Genomic DNA, 23,068 nt, shown 5'->3' with positions numbered 1-23,068 from the left:
CCATCTCTCCGTAAGTGCGGTGGATAATACGTTTTTCATTTTTTACTGTAAAGCTTTTTTTGGATAACAAATAGCAACAACGCAAACGTAACTCAAAAAGATGATTATTTAAGCTTTACAAGCATATAGATAGAAGTCAAAAGCTAATCACACTAGCCACCTAGGCATATGCCTCCAGATTGATACTAAGCCGCAATATTTCTTGCGCTCGCCCTCAATTTCGGTACAAATAGTTATAGATTTATATACTTGTGTTTGATATTTCACGTATTTGTGACACCTTTTATGTTCTGGTATTCCTGCATATGCATTTTCACCGAGTTAGAAGCGCCATGATCTGTCGAAAAATCAAACAGCACTTTTTTTGGTTGTCATCAACTGTCGCGATGCTGTTTTCATACAACACCATTGCAGCAGAACCATCTCCTACCCATTGTCTGATTGAACGCAGCGACTCAGGCTGGCAGATCCTCAATTCCCAATGTGATATCGGTAAAGGGCTATGGGGACGCGAACCTCGAGATAGTGAAAGCAGTTTTTGGCTTCAGTGCAACTACAGTCAATCACTACCAAACCAAAACCTGACCAAAGCAATCAATCGTTTGTTTTCTCATAACAGCTATCTGGTTCCGGATAATGACAAATACCGTTGCGTTATCGGCCCATTTGAAGATCACCAATTAGCAGAAAAAGCGCAACGGCAACTTGAGCGTTTCAATATAGATAAAACCTTCATTCGCCAAACGGCTCATAAAATCACAGTAACAGGACAGGCTGGGCTAATTACTCCACTAGCTACTACTATCTTAAAACCACGCATACCAGAAGTAGTACCAAGTACCGCTCCCCAACAACCAGCCAAACCTGTTACTCAAAAAGCCCAAGCTAAAGCTAAACCCGCAACAAAACCGACTGAGTCGGCAAACCAAAAATCTGACACTGGTAAGCACAGCATTCTTGTAGAAAACAGAGTGATTCTTAACTCTGCTATCTACTCATTTACTTTCAATAACTTGAAGTATCATCTCCCGATGACTATCAACTCGACTGAAGAAATGCCGCCGATGTTTGTTCGGGAACAAAACATCTACTGGTCAAAAGTCAACTTCACGACAGCCGAAAGTTGGTGCAAACGTTTCGGCCTGAGGTTACCGACCATTGCTGAGCTACAGTATCTCCACACCCATGGCCAGCACTACCTGCTGCGACATCGCTGGCCGATTAAAGCCAACTACTGGAGCAATACCCTGAACACGTATTCAGGTGAAATAAGGACCTTGAACATTCGCAGTGGCCGCCCCGATGACTATCGTCCGCTTGCCCTGCTCTATGCAACCTGTGTTGTCGAAGCAAGTTAAGACATCAACCTCTGAGTTACTCCAGTAATCATAGCCGGCCTCATTCGAGTCCGGCTTTTATTTACCCAAGTTTTCACTTAAAGCACATCCCCCTCATCTCGCCGATTACTAGAAGAATCCCGAACTATTTCTATACTGAATATTAATCAGAATTACAGACAGTTGTTGCAATCAATGCCCTACATGAGAGTTAAGCCTATACCGGTTTCTCTCCATAAATACAAAAATGACAGGACGTAACTATGAATCAAACGATCAGGTTTATTTTCGCTATTTCGACCATGGCATTTTTACTCTCCGGCTGTGACAACGGCGGTGCTGAAGACAAAGCCGTAATAAAATCCCTTGAAAGCAAAATTCAACAATTGGAGCAACAGCTGGAGCAATCAGAGCAGGCCTCTGCAGAAGCAAGTAAAAGCTCAAGCACCTGTGCTGATAATATAAAAGCCCTTGAAGATAAAATTGCCACCCTGGAAAAAAAGCTGGCAGAAGCTCCAAAAGTTGAAACCAAATCATCAACATCCGGTGGCACATTAGACAAAGTACTAAAGCAAGGTTATGTAAAATGTGGTGTAAGTAACGGTCTGCCAGGTTTTTCTAACCCAAATGACAAAGGTGAATGGGAAGGACTCGATGTTGAATTTTGTCAGGCTGTTGCTGCGGCAACTTTAGGCGATAAAAGCAAGGTTAAATATATTCCGCTTACGACTAAAGAACGTTTCACCGCACTACAGTCCGGCGAAGTTGATCTGTTAGCCCGTAATACAACCTGGTCTCTTCACCGAGATTCTGCCCTCGGTGTAAATTTCGCGGGTGTGAACTATTACGACGGTCAGGGATTTATGGTTAAGAAAAGCCTTGGGGTTTACAGTGCTACTGAGCTTGATGGAGCAAGTATTTGTGTTCAGGCTGGAACGACTACTGAACTGAATCTCGCCGACTATTTCCATTTCCGCGAAATGAAATACACACCGATTATTTTTGACACTGAAGCTAAAACAGTTAAAGGCTTTGAAGCTGGACGCTGTGACGTCATGACAACAGATCAATCGGCACTTTATGCCCTGCGCCTGAATTTGCCAGATCCGAAAAAAGTCATCGTCCTGCCGGAAATAATCTCTAAGGAACCACTAGGCCCTGTCGTCCGCCAAGGCGACTCTCAATGGTTCAACATTGTGAAGTGGACTCTGTATGCGATGCTCAACGCGGAAGAGCTGGGTATTTCATCAGTAAGCGTGAACGATATGAAAAACTCCAATGATCCCAACATCCGTCGCCTAATTGGCTTAGATGGTCCGAAAGGGAAAGGGCTGGGGCTTAAAGATGACTGGAGTTATCAGGTTATCAAACAAGTCGGGAATTACAGTGAAAGCTTTGAACGCACAGTTGGTATGAGCTCCCCTCTTGAAGTAAAGCGTGGCGTCAATGCTCTTTGGCGCGATGGCGGAATCATGTACGCTCCGCCATTCCGATAATTACATATTGTCACCGTTTGAATGCAAAAATGAACACGAGGAGTTTGCCAACCAGCGCTCCTCGTTTTGTTATTGGTAATTTATTCACCATATAAAAGCGCAACCAGCTGAAAAAAGTACGAGTAGATTATTTTTTTGTGAGCCATACTCGAATTGAAACATTCATTTACAACTTTTAGATCTAAGCTAAGGATTTGTTAAGTATCATCTTTGTCAAATACTTAACCTGGGCATATGAACGTACATTAATCAACCAAGAGCGTATTGGTGACTTGCATTTATATGTGAATACCCCAATATATGTCTTAACTGCAATTACCATAACTAACCCTGAGGGGAGAATTTATGAACGATCGTATTGTGAGTCGTAACACTGGTTACGAAAGCGTACTTTCAACCAATAAAGTTTTACGCAATACCTACTTCCTGCTGTCACTAACACTGGTATGGTCAGCTGTTGTCGCAGGGTTTGCTATGGCAATGAACCTTCCGCATCCTGGTCTACTTATCACGATCGTTGGTTTCTACGGCCTGATGTTCCTGACTGAGAAAAACCGTAACAGCAGCCTTGGCCTGGTATTCGCCTTTGCCTTCACCGGCTTCTTAGGTTATACCCTTGGCCCTATTCTGAACCTGTATATTGGTGCTGGCCTTGGTTATGCCATCATGCCGGCTCTTGGCGGTACTGCACTGACGTTCCTTGCATGTTCAGCTTATGCTCTAACTACCAAGCGTGATCTGTCTTTCCTAGGCGGTATGCTGTTTGCAGGTTTCTTCGCAATCATTGTTGCAGTAATTGCTAATATCTTCCTACAACTACCAATGCTGTCACTGGCTATCAGCGGTATGTTCGTACTGTTCTCTTCTGCTGCTATCTTGCTGACAACTCAGAGCATTATTCGCGGTGGTGAAACAAACTACATCTCAGCAACAATTACTCTGTATGTGTCTATCTACAACCTATTCCTGAGTCTGCTTCAGATTCTTGGTGTGATGGGCGGCGACGACTAATAAGAAGTTGTTACTCTTAATTACGAAAAAAGCGCCTATCCGGCGCTTTTTTTGTATCTGAAATCGCTCAACCTACACTTTTACTTGCAGCTTCAATACTTAGTCTCTATTCTTGCTCGGTTACAAATATCGAGGCGCACCATGCTTGAATTTGAAGGTAAACAAATTGAAACCGATGCTCACGGCTATCTGAAGAATGTTGATGATTGGTCTGTAGAGCTGGTTCCCCTTCTCGCTGAAGAAGAAGGTATCGAGTTGAGCGAAGCGCATTGGGAAGTTGTCCACTTTGTACGTGATTTCTACAAAGAGTTTAATACCTCCCCTGCTATTCGCATGCTGGTTAAAGCGATGGCTAAGAAGTACGGCGAAGAAAAAGGTAACTCACGTTACCTGTACAAGCTGTTCCCTAAAGGCCCGGCTAAACAAGCAACAAAACTAGCCGGACTACCAAAACCGGTAAAATGCATCTAATGCAAGTCAGAGCCCGGAACTGAGTTCCGGGTTCTACATAATTTCAAACCCATCTACATGGCGCCATTCAACTTCTTCTGATTCGACGCTATCAACCCTCGATGTTCTTGGTCCGTCCTCAAGCCAACGGAGCAGCTGATTTACTTTTTCTTCATGACCGCAGGCAAGTACTTCAACACTACCGTCCGGCAAATTTTTAGCATAACCCGTCAAACCAAACTTTAATCCTTGATGTGCGGTGTGAAATCGAAAACCGACGCCCTGCACCATTCCTTTTATCAAAGCTTTTACACAAATTTGTGACATCCATCACCTCAAGAAATCCGCAAATTATTCGATAATCCCCTTGTATCAGTTTCCTAAAAACGCCTGATACATGACTCATTTGCTACAGCATAGGATAATAAAATGAAAGAAGTTGCCTTTCGATGGATCGATAAGTATTTAATTCATATAACAATACAGGAAAAATTCTATCTTCTGTTCATGCTCCCTATCATTGCTATGCTGAGTATCAGTGCAATTTTAGTTGATGCCGCGAATGAACAACGTATTGAAATTACGACCAGTCAATTAAATGCAACATCAACTTTACTTTCAGAATACAAAGTAAACCAATCTGATGCCGCATTCATGCTGGCAAAAACCGGATTCCAAATTGGCAGTGGCGAATTATCCGCCCCAGTGTTTGGAATGAACTATTCAATCGCTGCAACCGAGCTACCAGGCTTGCTAAGCTACCTTTCACCACTACAAATCATTCTTGCCTCCATTGTACTGATTGTGGCTCTGGCGACTGTGTACTACATCATGTCCTTCATCGGCGGTGCGATGTTTACCACCAATAAAGCCCTGCAGGCACTTGCTGACGGTGATTTAACTAATCGCTTGAATTTCTTCAAGGTCAGGGACGAATTCAGCACACTGGCAATCACTATCGATAAAGTCAGTGAACGTGAACAGAAACTGGTTCTGGCGACCCAGGAAGCCATCGCCCTGATGCAGCAGCTTAGCAGTAACCTACGCCAGCGCAGCCATGAAAGCGAAAGCCTGTCTTCAGGTCAGCAGCAACACCTGGATTCACTGGCGAGCGCAACTGAAGAAATGGCAACGTCTATCCGTGAAGTAGCTGAGCATGCTCAGGAAACTTCCCTACAAACACAAGAGGCTCAGCGTGTATCTGAACAAGGGCGTGCCCAGGTTGAGCAAACTCGTGGGGCTATCGCTCAACTGAGTAATGAAATCAGCCAGGCTGCCGATGCCGTTGCCGAACTCGACAGTAATGCAGCTAAAATTGACGATGTCGTGACTACCATCAACGGCATTTCCGAACAAACAAACCTGCTGGCACTAAACGCCGCAATTGAAGCAGCCCGTGCCGGTGAACAAGGCCGCGGATTCGCCGTTGTTGCCGATGAAGTGCGTACCCTTGCTGGCAGAACTCAGACAGCAACTGTCGAAATCCAGCAGATGATCGAAGCATTACAACAAAACAGCCAGACGCTGATGAGCGTAATGAAAGATACTGTTAACAATGCCCAGAATAGCGAACAGCAGATGGATTCGGTAGACAGCGAAATTAGCCAGATGACCGAACGCAACCAGCTGATTTCTGATCGAAGCACCGAAATTGCAGCCGCAGCCGAACAACAAGGAGCAGTGGCAGACAATATTGCATCAAGCGTAGAAGAAGTGCGCAGCCAGTCCAGCAAAATTAATGACGCTATCAGTCAATCTACCAATGAGATTGAGCGCCTGAACCAACAGTCTGAAGTCCTTGAGTCACTAATGAATGGCCTGAGAGCTTAAATTAATGAGCAACAGCTAAACCTAAAGGGTGTACCAACGCGTACACCCTTTTTTGTATTCTTGTTCTGCGAGCAAGATATATTTGCTTTTCTGCTTTGCGGACAACATAATACGCGACCATTCTGAACTCCATACTGGGCATGTCATGACAGCTTCAATTTATCTGGTTAAAGGCCGTGAAAAATCACTTCGCCGCCGCCATCCTTGGGTATTTTCACGTGGTATTCAACGTATTGAAGGTAAACCATCTCTTGGTGAAACCGTAGATATTTTTGATCACAAAGGCGAATGGTTAGCACGCGGTGCATATTCTCCGCAATCGCAGATCCGTGTTCGCGTATGGACTTTCAACAAGAAAGAAGCCGTTGATGTAGATTTCTTCGTTAACCGCCTGAAAACAGCTCAGGGCCTGCGTGACATCCTGGCTGAACGTGACGGCCTGACAGGTTACCGCCTGATCGCTGCTGAATCTGATGGCCTACCGGGCATCACTATCGACCGCTACCAGAACTTCCTGGTGTGCCAACTTCTGAGTGCCGGTGCCGAAGCACAAAAAGACGCACTGGTTGAAGCCCTGAAGACCTGTTACCCGGAATGCAGCATCTACGAACGTTCTGATGTGTCTGTTCGTAAGAAAGAAGGCCTTAAGCAGCGCACTGGTGTTCTGCATGGTGAAGAGCCACCTAAATTCGTAACTATCGAAGAGAACGGCGTGAAAATTAACGTTGACATCGTTGGTGGCCACAAAACCGGTTTCTACCTTGACCAGCGTGACAGCCGTCAGGGCGCCGTGAAATATGTCAATGGCAAGCGTGTACTGAACTGCTTCTGTTACACTGGTGGCTTTGGTTTGTACGCGCTTAAAGGCGGAGCAAGTGAAGTTGTGAATGTTGACGTTTCACAGCCTGCTCTGGACACCGCTCGCATGAACGCAGAAATGAACGACCTGCCGGTTGAGAATGCGCAATTCCTTAATGCAGACGTATTCAAACTACTTCGCGACTACCGTGAGCGTGGCGAAAAGTTTGATGTTGTGATCATGGATCCACCAAAATTTGCAGAGTCGAAATCTCAGCTGGTTGGTGCCTGCCGTGGTTATAAAGATATCAACATGCTAGCAATGCAAATCCTTAATCCGGGCGGCACGCTGCTGACTTACTCATGCTCAGGCCTGATGGACAACAACCTGTTCCAGAAGATCATTGCTGACGCAGCACTGGATGCTCACCGCGAAGTTCAGTTTATCGAACGCTTTAGCCAAGCGGCAGACCACCCGCTGGATAGTGCTTATCCGGAAGGTTTCTACCTGAAAGGTTTCGCCTGCTACGTTAAATAACAGCTGCAATACCAAAGAACACAAAGGAGCCTGACAGTCGTCAGGCTCTTTTTATATCTACATTAGTTACGGCTATGACTACTGTGCTAATCACTTAGCATAGCTGCGATACATCCACACAAAGTCATGATGAACAAAAACCACTTCAATGTTTCCGGTTTAGCTTTAATCGCCATTTTCACCGCAATATGAGCCCCGAACATCGTACCTAACGCCAAAATCAGCCCAGGCAACCAAAGTATTAATCCTTCTGCTGCAAACAGAATCACCGATGCCAGGGTAAAAACCAGCGTACAAAGCATCTTCAACGCATTGGCTCTTACCAAGTCATACCTTAATGTACCCGCTAACGCCACCAACAACACAAAACCGACACCAGCCTGAACAAAACCACCGTAAAAGCCTGCTAAGCCAAGCCCCCACCATGAAGCAGGTGTATTCTTAACTTTGCGGCATGGCATGCCAGGCTCAGGGGCAACCACAGACGGCCGGATTAGCATTACTAACGCCATTGCCAGCATAGTGCCAAGCAGTAGTGGTTTTATCCATATCGAAGGCGCATAAGCCGCGGCGGCTGCCCCCAGCAAGCCCCCGATAATACTCGGTATCAGTATCGGCACCGTATCATCAGTCTCAAGCTTACCGTGTTTCTTAAATCCTCTAACTCCAACCAGATTCTGAAGCAACACCCCGACTCTATTAGTCGCATTGGCGACTTCAGCTGGCATTCCCATCACCATAAGTGCAGGTAAAGTTAAATTCGAACCGCCACCAGCGAGAGTATTGATAATACCGGCTAAAAAGCCGGTAACCATCAATAATCCGACCTGAAACAAGCTAATGTCCATATTCATTACAAAATCCCTGTAGCGACAATAGGTAGCTCTTACACTGTGTTGATGATTTTTAACGCAGAATAATTGTATTTTCAAATTTCGGAGTAGCTAAGAACCAATAAACTCTTTTTGAACAAGTAACTTGAGGTGACTCAGGTATATCAATTATTCTGTGCCCAATACGCTATAGCATTCAGGCTATATTCAGGCATTCAGCGCGAAACTGCCATGATAACAGGAACATCAAGGATTCGACATGAAACTTAGAACAGCCATTCTCGCCCTTACCGCATGCGGTCTGAGCTTCCCTTCACTTGCAGATATAAACCTGGAACTTCCTTACAGTGCCGAGCTTGTTCTGGTCAACGGTATCAAAAAAGATGGCAACGAGCCGCTTGTCCTGAAAAATGGCGAAAACCAGATTGCTTTCCGATATCAGGACGGTTATCGCGAAAATGGTGAATACCAACTGTTCAAATCTGACGTAATTATTGTCAAATTCAATGGTGAAGATGCCAATTACCGCCTTGAAATGCCTAAATTGCGAAATGAGATGGAAACATTTAAATTCAATAACAACCCATCTATTAAACTGACTGATAATAACGGCCAGACTATCAATTTTGAACAAGACAAACTAATGAAGTCAGGTATTCAGTTCGGCCGCGATTATGAAGCAGAAATGGTGGCCTATAACCTGACAGATAATGCTGCAGCAATGAAATCAGCAGCTATTACCACACTACCGGCAAAAGTGAATCTGGATGGTAAGCAACAAGGGGAAAATGTTGCAGAAACTATGTTGAACTACTGGTATGAACAAGCCGATCCGGCAACACAAGCCCGCTTTAAAGCCCGCATCAACCAAGTTCAGTAACCCAAACAAAAAGCTCAGCATTGGCTGAGCTTTTTGTATTAATTCATCAAATAAGTGTCGGTTTGCATTTCTTCCAACATTTGTTGGTAAAGCTTAGGAACAGAATCAACCGACAACTTACAACGAGCACTTAGCTGATTAAGACGTTCCCAATCCGCGTCCTCATATGCAAGAACAATATCAACCACTTGCTTAAGCTCACATTGCTTTCCAGTCAGCGCTTTTCTTATATCTTGATGAACCTGCAGTAATTCCAGTGCTTCTTCCATATCAAGACCAAGAATATCCGGTAAACTGGAGAACAAACCGCTCAAAAATGCTCTGTCGATGACCGAACGTTTTTTCCCCATTTTTTTCGCAAGTAACTCACAGAAACGAGCCCTTCCTGCGGCCTTAAAATAAATATCTCCCGGCCTGGAGTCCGTCAGTTCCTGTGCTGTCAACAGAGAGATAAACTTACGCATATTATTCTCTCCAATAAAACAGATAGCCTGCTTTATGGAGTAAATACCCGACTCTCTGCCATACATGGCTGAGTTCAAAAAAGCGATAAGCTTATGAGCCAGTTTGGAATCAAGAGTAAGAATGTCAGTAAGCTTTTTATAGCAATAATCTTCACGCATCACATGCTGAAAAACATTAAGTAGTGATCCTTCATTCAACTTATTTGTCCTGACTTCTGACAGGTCTTGCTTGGCAAATAAGTCACCGATAAAGAAATCATTATTGAATGCACTTAACTTTCTGAACTCATCATCAGATCGGATCTGATCAAAAATGATCTTCGTTTTATATGCCTGCGCTTTTTCAACTTTCTTACGAATATATTCTGATGACTTATTACGTACATCAAGTTTAATGTGGCTGGCACACTTTAAAAATTCTTCTTTCCCTTCATGAAGAGCGCGCTCATCAAGAATAATAAAGAACTGATTTCGCTTGCCGATCCGTAATAAATCCAGCAGTTCATCATCAAAAACTTCTTCTGATGAGAGCTCAATACCTGCAGTCCTGGATGAGTAAAAATATCCCAGAACACTTTTAAGAGTTCGTCGCTCAAAAGGAATAATAACGGTTTTATTATCTGACAAATGTTCAAGACCCGCCTTAACCAGCACATCATTCAACAGTTTAGAATCAAACTTCCCACGAAAAACAGAAAGCGGGATACATTTGTTAGACAATTGATCCGGATTCATAAAACTCAGTTGAAAAGCTACTTTGTTCTTTTTGGCGTTATAAATCGGTTGTCGGACAGCAGATAGTTCCATTTGAGACAGACTCAGACACCTGTATATGTTTTGAAAACATCAAACCACAGCTATATCACAGCTGAATATTATGCCATGCAGTTATACAAGCGCCCTATTAACAAGTCAAACAATAAGGTTAAACGCACGCTGTTTTAAAAATCACTTAATAACGCCTAGTAAAGGCACATGCTGTTAAGTTACTCATTAATATAAATAACCTCCCCTGATAAAAATAACCGACTACTGTCGTTATAATTTTATTATCGATGCAAATTAAGCACTTTGTAATTTCACAAAATCAACAGACAGTTGCGACGAGACATGTGAAAATCAACAAATAAAGCTGCTATTTTTTCCTCTTTTTCTATAGTTGTTTTACGGCGGATTTTAAGTGCAACAATGCCGTTTATGATTTCTAACCAATTGATGAAACAGTTAGTTAAGGATGAACCAATGACTCAATCGAAACACGGAAAGATGATGAAAAATGCATTCAGGCTCAGTACTCTCACCGTTTCCTGTCTGCTTGCTTTCAATGCACACGCAGCGATGGATTGCAGCACAATAGATGCATGGGACAGCAGTAAAGCGTATACAAGTGGCTCCCAGGTCCAGGAAGGCAATAAAGTCTACAAAGCAAACTGGTGGAGCAAAGGAAACAACCCAGCCACGCATTCAGGTCCTCATCAGGAATGGATTTTTATTGATGACTGCGGCACAGGCGGTTCTAACCTGCCACCAACGGTTGATCTTAATCTCTCTGTTTCAACTGTTGATATCGGTGGCACTGTCACTTTCACTTCAGCTGCGGCTGATAAAGATGGCAAAGTCGCTAAAGTTGACTTCCTTGTGAACGGTGCTCTGGTCGGCACTGCAGCTTCAGCGCCTTACACTCTAACCTATACTGCCTCTCAGGGCGGTACATTGAAAGTGGTAGCGCGTGCAACAGATGATAAGGGTGCAACCACAAATTCAACAGCAGTCCTACTTACAGTTAACGGCGGAACCGTTGTTAAAAACTGTCGGCCTGACGGCCTGTATCAGACTGAAGGTGTAAACGTACCATATTGTTCAATTTACGATGAAGACGGTCGCGAAATCATGGGGGCGGACCACCCTCGCCGTGTCATTGGTTACTTCACCAGCTGGCGTGCAGGAGATGACCCGCAAAGTTCTTATCTGGTCAGTGATATTCCATGGGAGCAGCTTACCCACATAAACTACGCCTTTGTCAGCATCGGCGCTGACGGCAAAGTAAATATTGGTAATATCAATGATCCTAAGAACCCGGCAGTCGGCATGGAATGGAACGGTGTCGAAATCGACCCGGCACTAGGCTTTAAAGGACACTTCGGTGCCCTCGCAACCGCCAAAGCAAAACATGGTGTTAAGACGCTAATCTCAATCGGTGGCTGGGCTGAAACAGGTGGCCACTTTGGCGCTGATGGTAATCGCGTCGCTGACGGTGGCTTCTACACCATGACAACCAACGCCGATGGCAGCATTAACCATGCAGGCATTCAGAAATTCGTCGATTCTGCCGTAGAAATGATGCGTAAGTACAAGTTCGATGGTCTAGATATCGACTACGAATATCCAACCAGTATGTCTGGTGCCGGCAACCCGGACGACAAAGCTTTTGCCGAACCTCGCCGCCCTCACCTAATGAAGTCTTATCATGAACTGATGCGCGTACTGCGTGAAAAGCTTGACCATGCCAGTGCTCAGGATGGCATTCACTACATGCTGACAATCGCGGCTCCATCCTCCGGTTATCTGCTTCGTGGCATGGAAACCATGGATGTCACTAAGTACCTCGACTACGTCAATATTATGTCTTACGACCTGCATGGTGCATGGAACGAACACGTCGGCCATAATGCGGCGCTATATGACACAGGTAAAGACTCTGAACTGGCAATGTGGAATGTTTACGGAACCCCTCAATATGGCGGTATCGGTTACCTGAACACTGACTGGGCTTACCACTACTTCCGCGGCTCAATGCCAGCAGGCCGTATCAACATCGGTGTTCCGTACTATACACGCGGCTGGCAGGGCGTCAGCGGTGGTGAAAACGGGCTGTGGGGTAAAGCTCCGCTGCCTAACCAGTCTCAGTGTCCTCCAGGAACAGGTGAAGGTCAGAAGAATAATTGCGGCTTTGGTGCAATGGGTATCGACAACCTGTGGCACGATAAGAACGCTGCCGGAGATGAAATGGGGGCAGGCTCTAACCCAATGTGGCATGCCATGAACCTCGCTCAGGGTATTTACGGTAGCTATACTGCAGCTTATGGCTTGGATCCAGCCAAAGCTCCACTGACCGGTACTTATGCTCGCCATTATGACAGCGTGGCTGTTGCACCATGGTTGTGGAATGCCGAGAAGAAAGTCTTCCTGTCAACTGAAGACAAAGAGTCAATCAATACCAAAGCTAGCTATGTCATCGACAAAGAGATCGGCGGCATCATGTTCTGGGAGCTGGCGGGGGACTATAACTGTTATGTTATGGATGCCAATGGCAACCGTACCACTGTCGATTTAACCGAGAAAGCCTGTCAATCCGGTAATGGTGAATACCATATGGGTAATACCATGACTAAGGCTATCTACGACAAATTTAAGTCAGCAACACCATACGGTAATAAGATTGCGACTACAGCACTTCCAACCGAAGCACTTGATATCAAAGTCGCGGTCAGTGGCTTCAAAGTCGGTGATCAGAACTATCCAATCAATCCAAAACTCACCTTCACCAATAACACAGGTCAGACACTGCCTGGCGGTACGGAATTCCAGTTCGACATTCCGGTTTCAACCCCGGACAATGCTAAAGACCAGTCTGGTGCTGGATTGAAAGTGATTGCTTCAGGACATACCAAAGCCAATAACATTGGTGGACTTGACGGTGTGATGCATCGGGTGGCATTTACACTGCCTAACTGGAAGTCACTACCAGCAGGCGGCACTTATGAATTGGATATGGTTTACTACTTGCCAATCTCTGGGCCTGCTAACTACACAGTGAACGTCAATGGCAGAGACTATGCGCTGAAATTTGAACAACCTGATCTACCATTGGGTAATCTACAGCAATAAGCAAAGCTGTGCCGGATAATTGCATTCGGGCAACTCAATGCCAGCCCTGACTCAATATGGCGGGGCTGGCCATTGCGAAGCCTGTTTCCAAATAAACTCTACTTCTTACACTGAGCTTTTACGTCCAAATAACTTCAACATGACCAAAGAGAGCTGAGCTAAATCAAAATACCTGGTTATCTATATGGTCTAATTCTAACCCCTGCCGCTTTATCACAATTTTATAACACCAACAAATCCTAATCATAATCTCTTACTGAAGCATTTTACATTTATTAACTGCATGATAATTAAGTTATTAAGTACCTAAGTTCAATAACTTCTACCACAACAATCCACCGCAATAAGAAACAGGTTTTACTTTTTTGACTTAAACAAGTGTTTGAGAGTAAAAAAATGCGATACCGTGCTCATTTTTTATCCAAACAGCAAAAAGTTTATTTTTTCATCATTTACTACTATTTTCTGTATCTTTTATATTTGATATCAATAAATTATACATATATAAAAACAGACTATCTTATATATGATCCACTTGTCTCATCCTTAATAGTCAATGTCAGAAAAAAGTAAATTTACGAATTAACGCACTGTAATTGAAATAAATTAGCAACCTCTTCCTTAATTAAACTTTATTTTATTTTGCTCTCACTAATATCCCCTGCTGTTTTTTGACACTATAAATTCACAACGTTTGTGGTAAAGTCACGACCTCATACTAATAAACCCAACAATAGAGTGTTCTACGACAACAATGAAGAAGGCGATCTTTTTATTCATCTGCGCACTTTGCACGTTACCTTTAAAGGCTCAGGCAAGTGATAGTCATGAAAATTCATATACTAAAATTGAAGATCATGATGTTCTTATTGATTACGTATATAAAGAAGCAAACTTGAAAGGAGTCATTGACTATCAGGTATTTAAAAAAGGTTACAACGCTTACTTTAAAACCCAATCAAGGAAAAAACAGCTACTGACGATTATTGACTACAGTAAGCCTTCAACTGAAAAGCGATTTTTTGTCATTGATTTGAAGCGCAATAAATTAATTTACAACACTTATGTATCACATGGTGTAAACAGCGGCGGCCGAGTCGCGACTCGTTTCTCGAACACGGTCAACTCGCGACAAACCTCTTTAGGGACATTTCTTACCGATACAACTTACTACGGTGGAAATGGCTATTCTCTGAAGCTTGACGGACTGACTCACGGCAAGAATGACAATGCTCGTCGCCGCTACATTGTTGTTCACGGTGCAGACTATGCGTCAGAAGCATTCATCAAGCGTAATGGCTATCTGGGCCGAAGCTGGGGATGTCCTGCTCTGCCACGCAGCCTTGCACGCGATATCATCGATACAATCAAAGGTGGAAGCGTCATCTTCGCTTATGCATGATTTCAACAATTGGAGGGCATTTATATCAATTAAATGTCCTCTGGCTGTTTTGCTTAAACTTTCCATCTCAGGTCTCCCCTCTCTAACCAGACATAAACAAACCACAATTTGGTTCAAACTATGCCTGCGTTGCTTTCAATGAAATCATTTCTTTCCGGCTCATCATATATCCGCACATAAACCAGAAAACCAACAGCAGTGAAGTTGATACTAAAGTAGCTAATTCCAGCTTAATAAAAGCTTAAGGAACGACCAATTTAAAAGCATTAAATCCCTACATTTAAAAATACGGCTTAAAAATCAACTGGTAATATTTCTAATTTTTAGTGTCAGCAACACCTAAATCAATAACAGTAATAACCGACATAAAATAACTCGCATACATTCATCCTCAGAGCAAAAGAAAAACACCACAAATAATTAAAACTAAAAATTAAATTAACCTTTAAAATATCATCAGCATATAATGTGCTTTAATCTTTTTGTTTTCACATAAACAAATAAGTACCACAAAAAAAACACAAATATTATTTTCACATACCATCTAGTGGTTGAATTTTTATATTCAGCTAAACAATAGATGCTGTCATTTCAAGCGTGTTGTAGCAAACGGGGGCTTGCATTGCCCACTTGCTTAAATAAGACATGTCCTACCACGTCCGAAAGTACATAATAAATCAGATGATCAATATCGATAAACTTGGATCTGGCTATACAACTAGTTACAGCACTGACTACAGGACGAAAAACAGCAACGACAAATGTCCGAACATCATTGGTGGGTATGCAACACAATAAAACAAAAAATCCCTGCATGAGCAGGGATTTTAGATGAGGAAGGTAATTAAACCAGCGCCTCTTCCGCTGATACGTATGGTAAATCCAGAGCAGTAGAAACTTCTTCGCAGGTAATCTTACCGCGATAAACGTTCAGGCCATTAAGCAAATGCTTATCTTCTTGCAGGGCAGCTTTATAGCCTTTATCTGCCAGCTTCAGGATGTAAGGGAGTGTGACATTATTCAGTGCAAACGTTGAGGTTCGAGCCACTGCGCCAGGCATGTTAGCAACACAGTAGTGAACAACATCATCAACAATATAAGTCGGCTCACTATGCGTAGTTGCATGTGATGTCTCAACACAGCCGCCCTGGTCAATTGCCACATCAACAATTGCTGAACCCGGCTTCATATTCTTAATCATTTCAGCAGTTACCAGCTTAGGTGCAGCCGCACCAGCCACCAGCACACCACCAATAACCAGATCCGCTTCCAGGACGTGCTTTTCAATCGCATCTTTAGTGGAGAAGACACATTGAACATCACCAGCAAATTGCGCATCTAGCTTGCGGAGAACGTCAATGTTGCGATCCAGCACAACGACATTGGCACGCAATCCTACGGCCATTTGTGCAGCGTTGGCACCCACTACACCACCACCGATGACGACCACTTTAGCTGGCTCAACCCCTGGGACGCCAGCCAATAGCATTCCTCGACCGCCTTTGGATTTTTCAAGGGCAAAAGCACCAGCCTGAACAGACATGCGACCAGCAACTTCAGACATAGGTGCCAATAGAGGCAAGCGACCAAAATCATCAGTTACTGTTTCGTAAGCAATACAAACAGCTTTACTGTTGATCAAATCAATCGTTTGTTCCGGGTCCGGAGCAAGGTGAAGATAAGTAAACAAGATCTGGCCTTCCCGAAGCATTGCACGCTCAATAGCCTGCGGCTCCTTAACCTTTACGATCATTTCAGATTCAGCGAATACATCTTCCGCTGTTGGCAGAATTTGAGCACCTGCATCAATGTAGTCCTGATCACTGAAACCGATACCGGCCCCTGCTTGGGTTTCAACATAAACGCGATGGCCATGCGCTACAGCTTCACTGACAGAAGCCGGCACCATACCTACACGGTATTCATGAACTTTGATTTCCTTCGGTACACCAATAATCATCTTCGTATCCTTGCTGCCTTCGTTAAAAGATATGTAAACAATAAATAAAAAAGCCTGAAATGTGCCACTGAATTTTAACCAAATAACAACAAATGAATCTGGTGTTTTCTACTGCCACAGCACAATTAACCGTTTTTGACTCAGCTCACATACGAAAAATTCGCAATAAGCAATATAACCAGTCTGGTTATCCACCATTAGCGGCAAAACTAGACTTAAATAGCATTTTGCGATGACATATCAGCATTAACCGCTGTGACATACTGGTTAAAAACAATGAGTTAAGGAGAGTTTTAAATGCTCAATGCAGGATAAATAAGATCTTTTTTACATTTAGCAGCAGAAAAGTCTATCTGGCAGAGTAACTTTCTTTTCCATCAATGATAACAATCGATACATTAATCAAACATCCACTGACTTGATGCTTACAACAATAGAAATATACGGCACAAAAAAAGCCGCTTTCGCGGCTTTATTGATTAATAAACCAGGAGGTTAGTCCTCATACTCCCACGGCATATCCGGGAGAGAATCCAAGTTTTCACTATAGCGCTTAAGATTAAATGTACCTTCATTTTTCACGACATCGAAAACTTCAACCGACAGTGCACAAGCAATCATCTGAATCGCTTCTTCTCGTGGCGTACCTGTCATCATCAAGCGCATCAGCGTCTCTTTCACTTTCAGCGGATTGCCTTCTGCCAGCTGGTTTTCTACTGTTTCCACCAGCATTTCACCGGTCATAATCTCTTCGTTTTGCATAATTCTGCCTTTAAGTCTTGCCTCAACCCAATGTTATATTGGATGGAAAGTAATGTACTTAGTTCTGCTCAGGGTTCAGTAAACCAGCCACCACCGGACGGGCATCCTGTATTGTTGAAAAATGATAGTCAGGAGTGATACGCCAGTCATTCTGAATATCATTAACTAAAACGACCTTCAAACCAGCTGACGATGCTGACTGTAAGCCCGTCAGGCTGTCTTCAATAGCAATTACTCGTGAAGAACAATAGCCCAGCGTCTTACAAGCCAGTTCATAGATATCCGGCTCAGGCTTATTATTCTCAACATCTTCACCACAAAAAACGTGATCAAACAATTCGAGCCAGCCATGACGCTGCAAAATACCTTCAACATAATCACGCGGAGCACCGGTCACAACTGCCAATGGCAAGTTGCCATGGAACTCACGTAGCATTTCATCAACACCAGCTTTTGCAGGGATTGTACCTTTCATCAGAGCATCATGGGTAATGGCAACCATTTGCTCTAGAATCTCTTCAATGTCAGGCTTGAGAAAAAAGCGGCTTTTCAGATCCTGTGCAACTTTAATCCAAGTCACACCAGCGTAATCACGCAAAAATACCTCTGATGACATATCAACTTCATGACCAGCCAAATAATCTGACCAATTCTGTGCGTGGAACACCTCGGAATCGACCAAAGTTCCGTCAAAATCAAAACAAATTGCCTGCATATAGCCCTTTATCCCACCGTTACCAACTGATAGATCCGATAATGATAACAAGCAGAAGTATATAACGTCGAAGCAATTTTCTAACAGACGGCGGGGATGTATGAAAATGAGAGGGAACCTGTAATATCGGCTCCCTCTATATAAAGTGAACAGGCCTAGAAAACCGGTACTTCCGAATGCCGATAAGACTGAGATAAATAAGTAAGACACTGGTCGAAAGGCAGTGCCTTACTGAAGTAAAAGCCCTGAACATACTTACATTGTAATTTTTGTAAGATATGAAGTTGAGCTTCGGTTTCTACCCCTTCAGCTATCACCTTGATCCCCAGCTTATGACTGAGATCGATAATCAGAGACACCAGTGTCAGGCTGTCCTGGCTGCGGCAGATTTCTTTTATAAACCCACGATCGATCTTGATGATATCCGGCCGTAAATCGACCACCGCGCTTAATGAAGAATAACCAGTACCAAAATCATCAAGCGCAACCTGCATCTGGCGCTTTTTAAAAAAGCCCAACAAGCTTTGAATATCACTACTTTCCTTCGATGCCGTCGACTCTGTGATTTCGATGATAATAGATTTATCAGGCAAGCCATATTGCTGAGTGATCTCCCAGATTGCCGGGTCATCATTGTGATTAATGAACTCTTTTACCGAGCGGTTGATCGAAAAACTAACATTGGTATAACCGGCATCATGAAGCGCTTTAAGATCGCGACAAGCCTGATGCAGAACAAATGAGCCAACCGGCTTAATCAAGCCATACTTCTCGGCAATCGGAATAAAACGACTCGGCGGAATATCACCATAAACCTCATCTTTCCAGCGAACCAAGGCTTCAAACTTATTAACCTGACCGGTCTGTGCATGCACTATCGGTTGATAATTAACAGTCAGTGAGCCCTCAGCGATTGCGTTTTTCAACCTATCACGCAACTTCAGCTTTTGGATGTATTCAGACTGAAGTTTACCGTCATACTCGCATACACCGTTACGTCCCTGCCCTTTCATATAGTACATAGCGTAGTCAGCATTCTTCAGCAGAGCATGATGCGTTAGGCCACTTTCGGGAAAAGCTGAGATGCCGATACTTACCGTGGTATTAATGACAACTCCATCGATTTCCAACGGCTGTGAAATAACGGAGACAATTTCCTGCGCTTTTTCTCGTGCATCAGCCGCAGTCAGGTTCGGCAAGAGAATACAGAATTCATCGCCACCATAGCGACAAATATTATCTTTTTCCTCAAAAATGGATTTTAATCGTTCAGCTATTTGGGTCAGCAGCCTATCCCCAAAGTCGTGACCATAAAGGTCATTAACCGATTTAAAATCATCCATATCAATAAACAACAAAGAGAAAACTGAATTTTCCTTCTGCACCATATTAATATGCTGTTCGACCCGATGAACAAAACTTCGACGGTTAACTAATCCGGTTAACGGATCATAGAAGGCAAAGAAGGTCAGTTGCTCTTCAGCCTGCTTCCAGTGACTAATATCCCTGAATACAGCGACATAGTTGACGATTTCATCATTGCTGTCACGGATGACATTGATCGACATCTCTTCCGGGTACATTTCGCCATTTTTTCGCTTGTTCCAGACTTCACCTTTCCAATGCCCTTTGGTCTCAAGGCTGTACCATAGCGACTTATAATATTCTTGATCATGGATACCGGAGGAAAGAACTTTCGGCGTCAGGCCTAGCAGCTCTTTTTCACGATAACCAGTGGTTTGCTCAAATGCCCGATTGACCGAAATAATGCGATTATGTTTGTCGGTAATAAGAATACATTCAGAGGTGTTATCAAAAACCACTTGTGCGCGGTTAAGCTGACGTTTAGCCTCCACGCTGTTCGTTATGTCGCGCTGAATGCCAGCCACACGAGCGGGTTTTCCGTCTGCATTTTTAGCAATAATATTGCCTTTGAGCTTAAACCACCGTTCGTGGTGCTCTGTTTCATCTTCCTGTTTTTTGAGATTCAGACGGAATTCAAACTGAAATACCCGATTCTGGTTTTGCTCAATAAAGTTATGGAAGAAGTTCATCCCTTCAATGCGATCTTCAGGATGAATACAGTCTATCCAGTCTGAAAAGTCATTCCCCCTGCAAGGCTTTTCTCGATCAAGGATGCTCCAGAACTTTGGTGAGGTAAAAAACTCCCCGGTCACCAAATCGTATTCCCAGATCCCTTCTTCAACTGAATTAAAGGTGGTGTTCAGCTTGTTAGATGCTCGCGTTAACTTGGCTGATATCTGGTAAACATCAGTGACATCATGAACGGTTCCCCGCATTTGTAACGGGTTACCATTTCTATCTCGGGTGACATCAGCACGCTTTCGCAAATACTTGGTTGAACCATCCGACAATAATGCCCGATGAACAAGATTATATGTTACATCGTCTGATTCAATGGAGCCATAGAGTGATGACAGAACCCAGTCTCTGTCTTCTGGATGGATCAGCTTAGATAGAAAGTCGATGGATGGAGTAATTGAAGAGTCATCAATACCATAAATTCGATAGACCTCCTGACTCCATGTAATAATGTCAGTCGTTAAATCCCAATACCAACTGCCCACTTTGGCAACCCGCTGTCCCTCTTCAAGCTCCCATAATAGTTTCTCTTGCTTAGACTGAAGCGCTGAGAACTTAAGTTCAGCACCGAGTAAATGACAGAGCTTTTCATAGCATTTTTGTGTGTCTTCAAAGTGATCGTAAACTTGATCAAACAGACATACCACAATACCCACCGGCTCTTCGCTATGTCCGAATACAGGCAGACCGACATACCCTTCAATTGATATATTCAGAAATGTCATCACATGGGGAAATAGTGTTTTAACATCTTGAGGATAAAAGCAAAACTGACTTTTTTCTTTTACATGTTCACAAGGAGTGCCAGAAAGCGGGTAAGTAAAATTCTCTTTTTTCTCGCCATTTTCTCGAAAAGACAGCGTATGTGCATATTGCCTGGACTCATCGAAATAAGCTACAAAGCATTGCGACGGCGAAAGATGCTCAGACAGGATGTGAGTGATTTCATCAAACAACTGGTTTCCATGGAGGTTCTGTAATGCTTGTTCTATTGTTTTTTTCATCACTCATTTGACAGCTCTCAAAAACATCCCGTCCGAGAGCATTCTTCCTGTTTTTATATGCAAAGCGGTGTGGACTTTACAGCATGAAGATTGTCAAGAAAAGTTAACAAGCCTTATTGACTAAAGCGTGTTCTGAAAAGATTGACAGAAATCACTAAAAAGTCACCCGCGGTGATAATTTATGCGTATATAGAATAATTTACAGGCCGATATGAAGTAAAGCAGTAATAACAGGGTGCTATTACTGCTTATCAATGAATCACTCAGCTTACAGCCTGAGCTTTAGGGTGGACAGGAAGACGAATAGAAATAATTGTGGTGATCAGAAGAAAGGCAAAGGAAACCCAGAGACAAACGGTCAATCCTGCAATTTGATAAATCCATCCCGAAAGAATTGTACCAATCAGGCGGCCCATAGCATTCGCCATGTAATAAAAACCAACATCCAGTGATACGCCGTCATCTTTTGCATAACTAACGATCAGATAAGAGTGCAGTGACGAATTCACTGCAAAAACGGCACCAAAAATCATTAAACCAGCAACAATAGTGATTTCTGGCTGTATTTCACTTTGCACACCCAAAGCGACAAGTGCCGTAATTGCCGAAAGCAAACCAGCCCATGCCAAAGCTGATCTGCCATCAGGAACCATGCCTCTCGTCTTACCGGTTATTCTTGGTGCAATCCCCTGAACAAAACCATATGCGATGACCCAAAGAGCTAAGAAGCCACCGACCCAGGTATGCTCCCAACCAAAGACTTGGCCCAAATAAATTGGTAAGGCAACAACAAACCAGACATCACGCGCCCCGAACAAAAACATTCGGGCAGCGGACAGTATATTGATACTGCCACTCTTAGAGAAAAGATGGGTAAACTTCACTTTCTTTTTCGCTTTTCCCATGCCCTTTTCAAGCCAGACTAAACTCATTACCAGAACAACAGTCAGCACTGTTGCCATAGCAATCACCGCTCCTTTAAAACCAATTGTTGCCAGCAGAAAGCCACCAACAAAGAACCCAGCCCCTTTCAAAGCATTTTTAGAGCCGGTCAAAATGGCAATCCATTTATAAAGTGCACCTTGCTGGTCTCCGGGAACGAGGGTTTTAATGGCACTCTTGGCACTCATCTTATTCAGGTCTTTTGCAATACCGGATAATGCCTGTGCCAGCATAACCCAGGGTACTGTCAGATATGCAGAAGGCACCGCCAACATCAATAGCGCAATTATCTGCATTCCCAGGCCGAGATTCATGGTTCTGTTCAAACCAAGTTTTGCGCCCAGCCAGCCACCAACCAGATTAGTAACGACACCGAAAAATTCATAGAACAAAAACAGTGATGCGATCTGCAGCGGAGAATAACCCAACTGGTGGAAATGCAATACCACCAGCATGCGCAGTGCACCATCTGTTACTGTGAAGTTCCAGTAGTTAAACGTCACCAGCATATATTGGCGCACATCTTTCGACAGTGCAGAAAAAGCGGCAATCATGTAAAACTCTCTTTAATCGTCGTATTTCTTGAACCAGTTAGTTTCGCCTGACAAACAACAACGTCAGTAAGCCAGACGAAACGCAGATCTAAGTGGTTTGG

General features: G+C 43.6%; 15 protein-coding genes and 2 pseudogenes. 9 read left to right on the top strand and 8 right to left on the bottom strand.

Features of this window, described 5'->3' with window-relative positions; genetic code table 11:
• The first annotated feature begins 332 nt into the window (after nucleotides 1–332).
• The 4 genes and pseudogenes from C942_RS03355 (at nucleotide 333) to tusE (ending at nucleotide 4,315) form a co-directional block, all read left to right on the top strand.
• A complete protein-coding gene (locus C942_RS03355) occupies nucleotides 333–1,358 on the top strand; it encodes an SPOR domain-containing protein (protein ID WP_232428126.1) in 1,026 nt (341 codons plus the stop codon).
• A gap of 524 nt (nucleotides 1,359–1,882) precedes the next feature.
• Nucleotides 1,883–2,833: pseudogene (locus C942_RS03350) on the top strand (amino acid ABC transporter substrate-binding protein); the annotation flags it as partial.
• Nucleotides 2,834–3,178: 345 nt separating this feature from the next.
• Nucleotides 3,179–3,844: a Bax inhibitor-1/YccA family protein gene (locus C942_RS03345; RefSeq protein WP_007462414.1), complete on the top strand. Its 666-nt coding sequence runs from the start codon at nucleotides 3,179–3,181 to the stop codon at nucleotides 3,842–3,844.
• Between the two features lie 141 nt (nucleotides 3,845–3,985).
• The gene (gene tusE / locus C942_RS03340; protein WP_007462412.1) at nucleotides 3,986–4,315 is read left to right on the top strand and encodes a sulfurtransferase TusE; all 330 of its coding nucleotides are present in this window, start codon (nucleotides 3,986–3,988) and stop codon (nucleotides 4,313–4,315) included.
• A 33-nt stretch (nucleotides 4,316–4,348) separates the two neighbouring features.
• On the opposite strand, the gene yccX is transcribed toward tusE, so the two are convergent.
• A complete protein-coding gene (gene yccX, locus C942_RS03335; protein ID WP_007462410.1) occupies nucleotides 4,349–4,621 on the bottom strand; it encodes an acylphosphatase in 273 nt (90 codons plus the stop codon).
• A gap of 102 nt (nucleotides 4,622–4,723) precedes the next feature.
• On the opposite strand from yccX, the gene C942_RS03330 reads away from it, so the two are divergent.
• Together C942_RS03330 and C942_RS03325 are read left to right on the top strand one after the other, a co-directional pair.
• A complete protein-coding gene (locus tag C942_RS03330; RefSeq protein ID WP_007462408.1) occupies nucleotides 4,724–6,124 on the top strand; it encodes a methyl-accepting chemotaxis protein in 1,401 nt (466 codons plus the stop codon).
• Nucleotides 6,125–6,269: 145 nt separating this feature from the next.
• A complete protein-coding gene (locus C942_RS03325) occupies nucleotides 6,270–7,460 on the top strand; it encodes a class I SAM-dependent methyltransferase (RefSeq protein WP_007462406.1) in 1,191 nt (396 codons plus the stop codon).
• 86 nt (nucleotides 7,461–7,546) lie between these two features.
• On the opposite strand, the gene C942_RS03320 is transcribed toward C942_RS03325, so the two are convergent.
• Nucleotides 7,547–8,308: a sulfite exporter TauE/SafE family protein gene (locus C942_RS03320; protein WP_036798548.1), complete on the bottom strand. Its 762-nt coding sequence runs from the start codon at nucleotides 8,306–8,308 to the stop codon at nucleotides 7,547–7,549.
• A 244-nt stretch (nucleotides 8,309–8,552) separates the two neighbouring features.
• Between C942_RS03320 and C942_RS03315 the strand changes: the two genes are divergently transcribed.
• Complete coding sequence (locus C942_RS03315) at nucleotides 8,553–9,173, top strand: YccT family protein (RefSeq protein WP_007462402.1); 621 nt, start codon at nucleotides 8,553–8,555, stop codon at nucleotides 9,171–9,173.
• 38 nt (nucleotides 9,174–9,211) lie between these two features.
• Here the strand turns inward: C942_RS03315 and C942_RS03310 are convergent, their stop codons facing one another.
• Nucleotides 9,212–10,372, bottom strand: coding sequence for an EAL and HDOD domain-containing protein (locus tag C942_RS03310; protein ID WP_007462401.1), 1,161 nt, complete (start codon nucleotides 10,370–10,372; stop codon nucleotides 9,212–9,214).
• Nucleotides 10,373–10,879: 507 nt separating this feature from the next.
• Between C942_RS03310 and C942_RS03305 the strand changes: the two are divergent.
• Nucleotides 10,880–13,516 (top strand): annotated as a pseudogene (locus tag C942_RS03305) (chitinase C-terminal domain-containing protein); the annotation flags it as partial.
• 763 nt (nucleotides 13,517–14,279) lie between these two features.
• Nucleotides 14,280–14,927, top strand: coding sequence for a murein L,D-transpeptidase catalytic domain family protein (locus C942_RS03300; protein WP_007462395.1), 648 nt, complete (start codon nucleotides 14,280–14,282; stop codon nucleotides 14,925–14,927).
• A gap of 844 nt (nucleotides 14,928–15,771) precedes the next feature.
• On the opposite strand, the gene ald is transcribed toward C942_RS03300, so the two are convergent.
• The 5 genes from ald to arsJ form a co-directional block, all read right to left on the bottom strand.
• Nucleotides 15,772–16,887: an alanine dehydrogenase gene (ald, locus tag C942_RS03295; RefSeq protein WP_007462392.1), complete on the bottom strand. Its 1,116-nt coding sequence runs from the start codon at nucleotides 16,885–16,887 to the stop codon at nucleotides 15,772–15,774.
• Between the two features lie 495 nt (nucleotides 16,888–17,382).
• Complete coding sequence (locus C942_RS03290; protein WP_007462391.1) at nucleotides 17,383–17,649, bottom strand: hypothetical protein; 267 nt, start codon at nucleotides 17,647–17,649, stop codon at nucleotides 17,383–17,385.
• A 58-nt stretch (nucleotides 17,650–17,707) separates the two neighbouring features.
• Nucleotides 17,708–18,364: an HAD family hydrolase gene (locus C942_RS03285; RefSeq protein ID WP_007462389.1), complete on the bottom strand. Its 657-nt coding sequence runs from the start codon at nucleotides 18,362–18,364 to the stop codon at nucleotides 17,708–17,710.
• A 155-nt stretch (nucleotides 18,365–18,519) separates the two neighbouring features.
• On the bottom strand, nucleotides 18,520–21,471 hold the full coding sequence (locus C942_RS24270) for an EAL domain-containing protein (RefSeq protein WP_007462387.1): 2,952 nt from the start codon (nucleotides 21,469–21,471) through the stop codon (nucleotides 18,520–18,522).
• A gap of 263 nt (nucleotides 21,472–21,734) precedes the next feature.
• Complete coding sequence (arsJ, locus tag C942_RS03275) at nucleotides 21,735–22,967, bottom strand: organoarsenical effux MFS transporter ArsJ (RefSeq protein ID WP_007462385.1); 1,233 nt, start codon at nucleotides 22,965–22,967, stop codon at nucleotides 21,735–21,737.
• Between the last annotated feature and the right edge of the window lie 101 nt (nucleotides 22,968–23,068).

This window comes from Photobacterium marinum, assembly GCF_000331515.1.
GTDB classification, from domain to species: Bacteria; Pseudomonadota; Gammaproteobacteria; order Enterobacterales; family Vibrionaceae; genus Photobacterium; species Photobacterium marinum.
The sequence above is the reverse complement of the archived record's forward strand: the minus strand, read 5'-3'. Positions and strand labels throughout refer to the sequence as shown.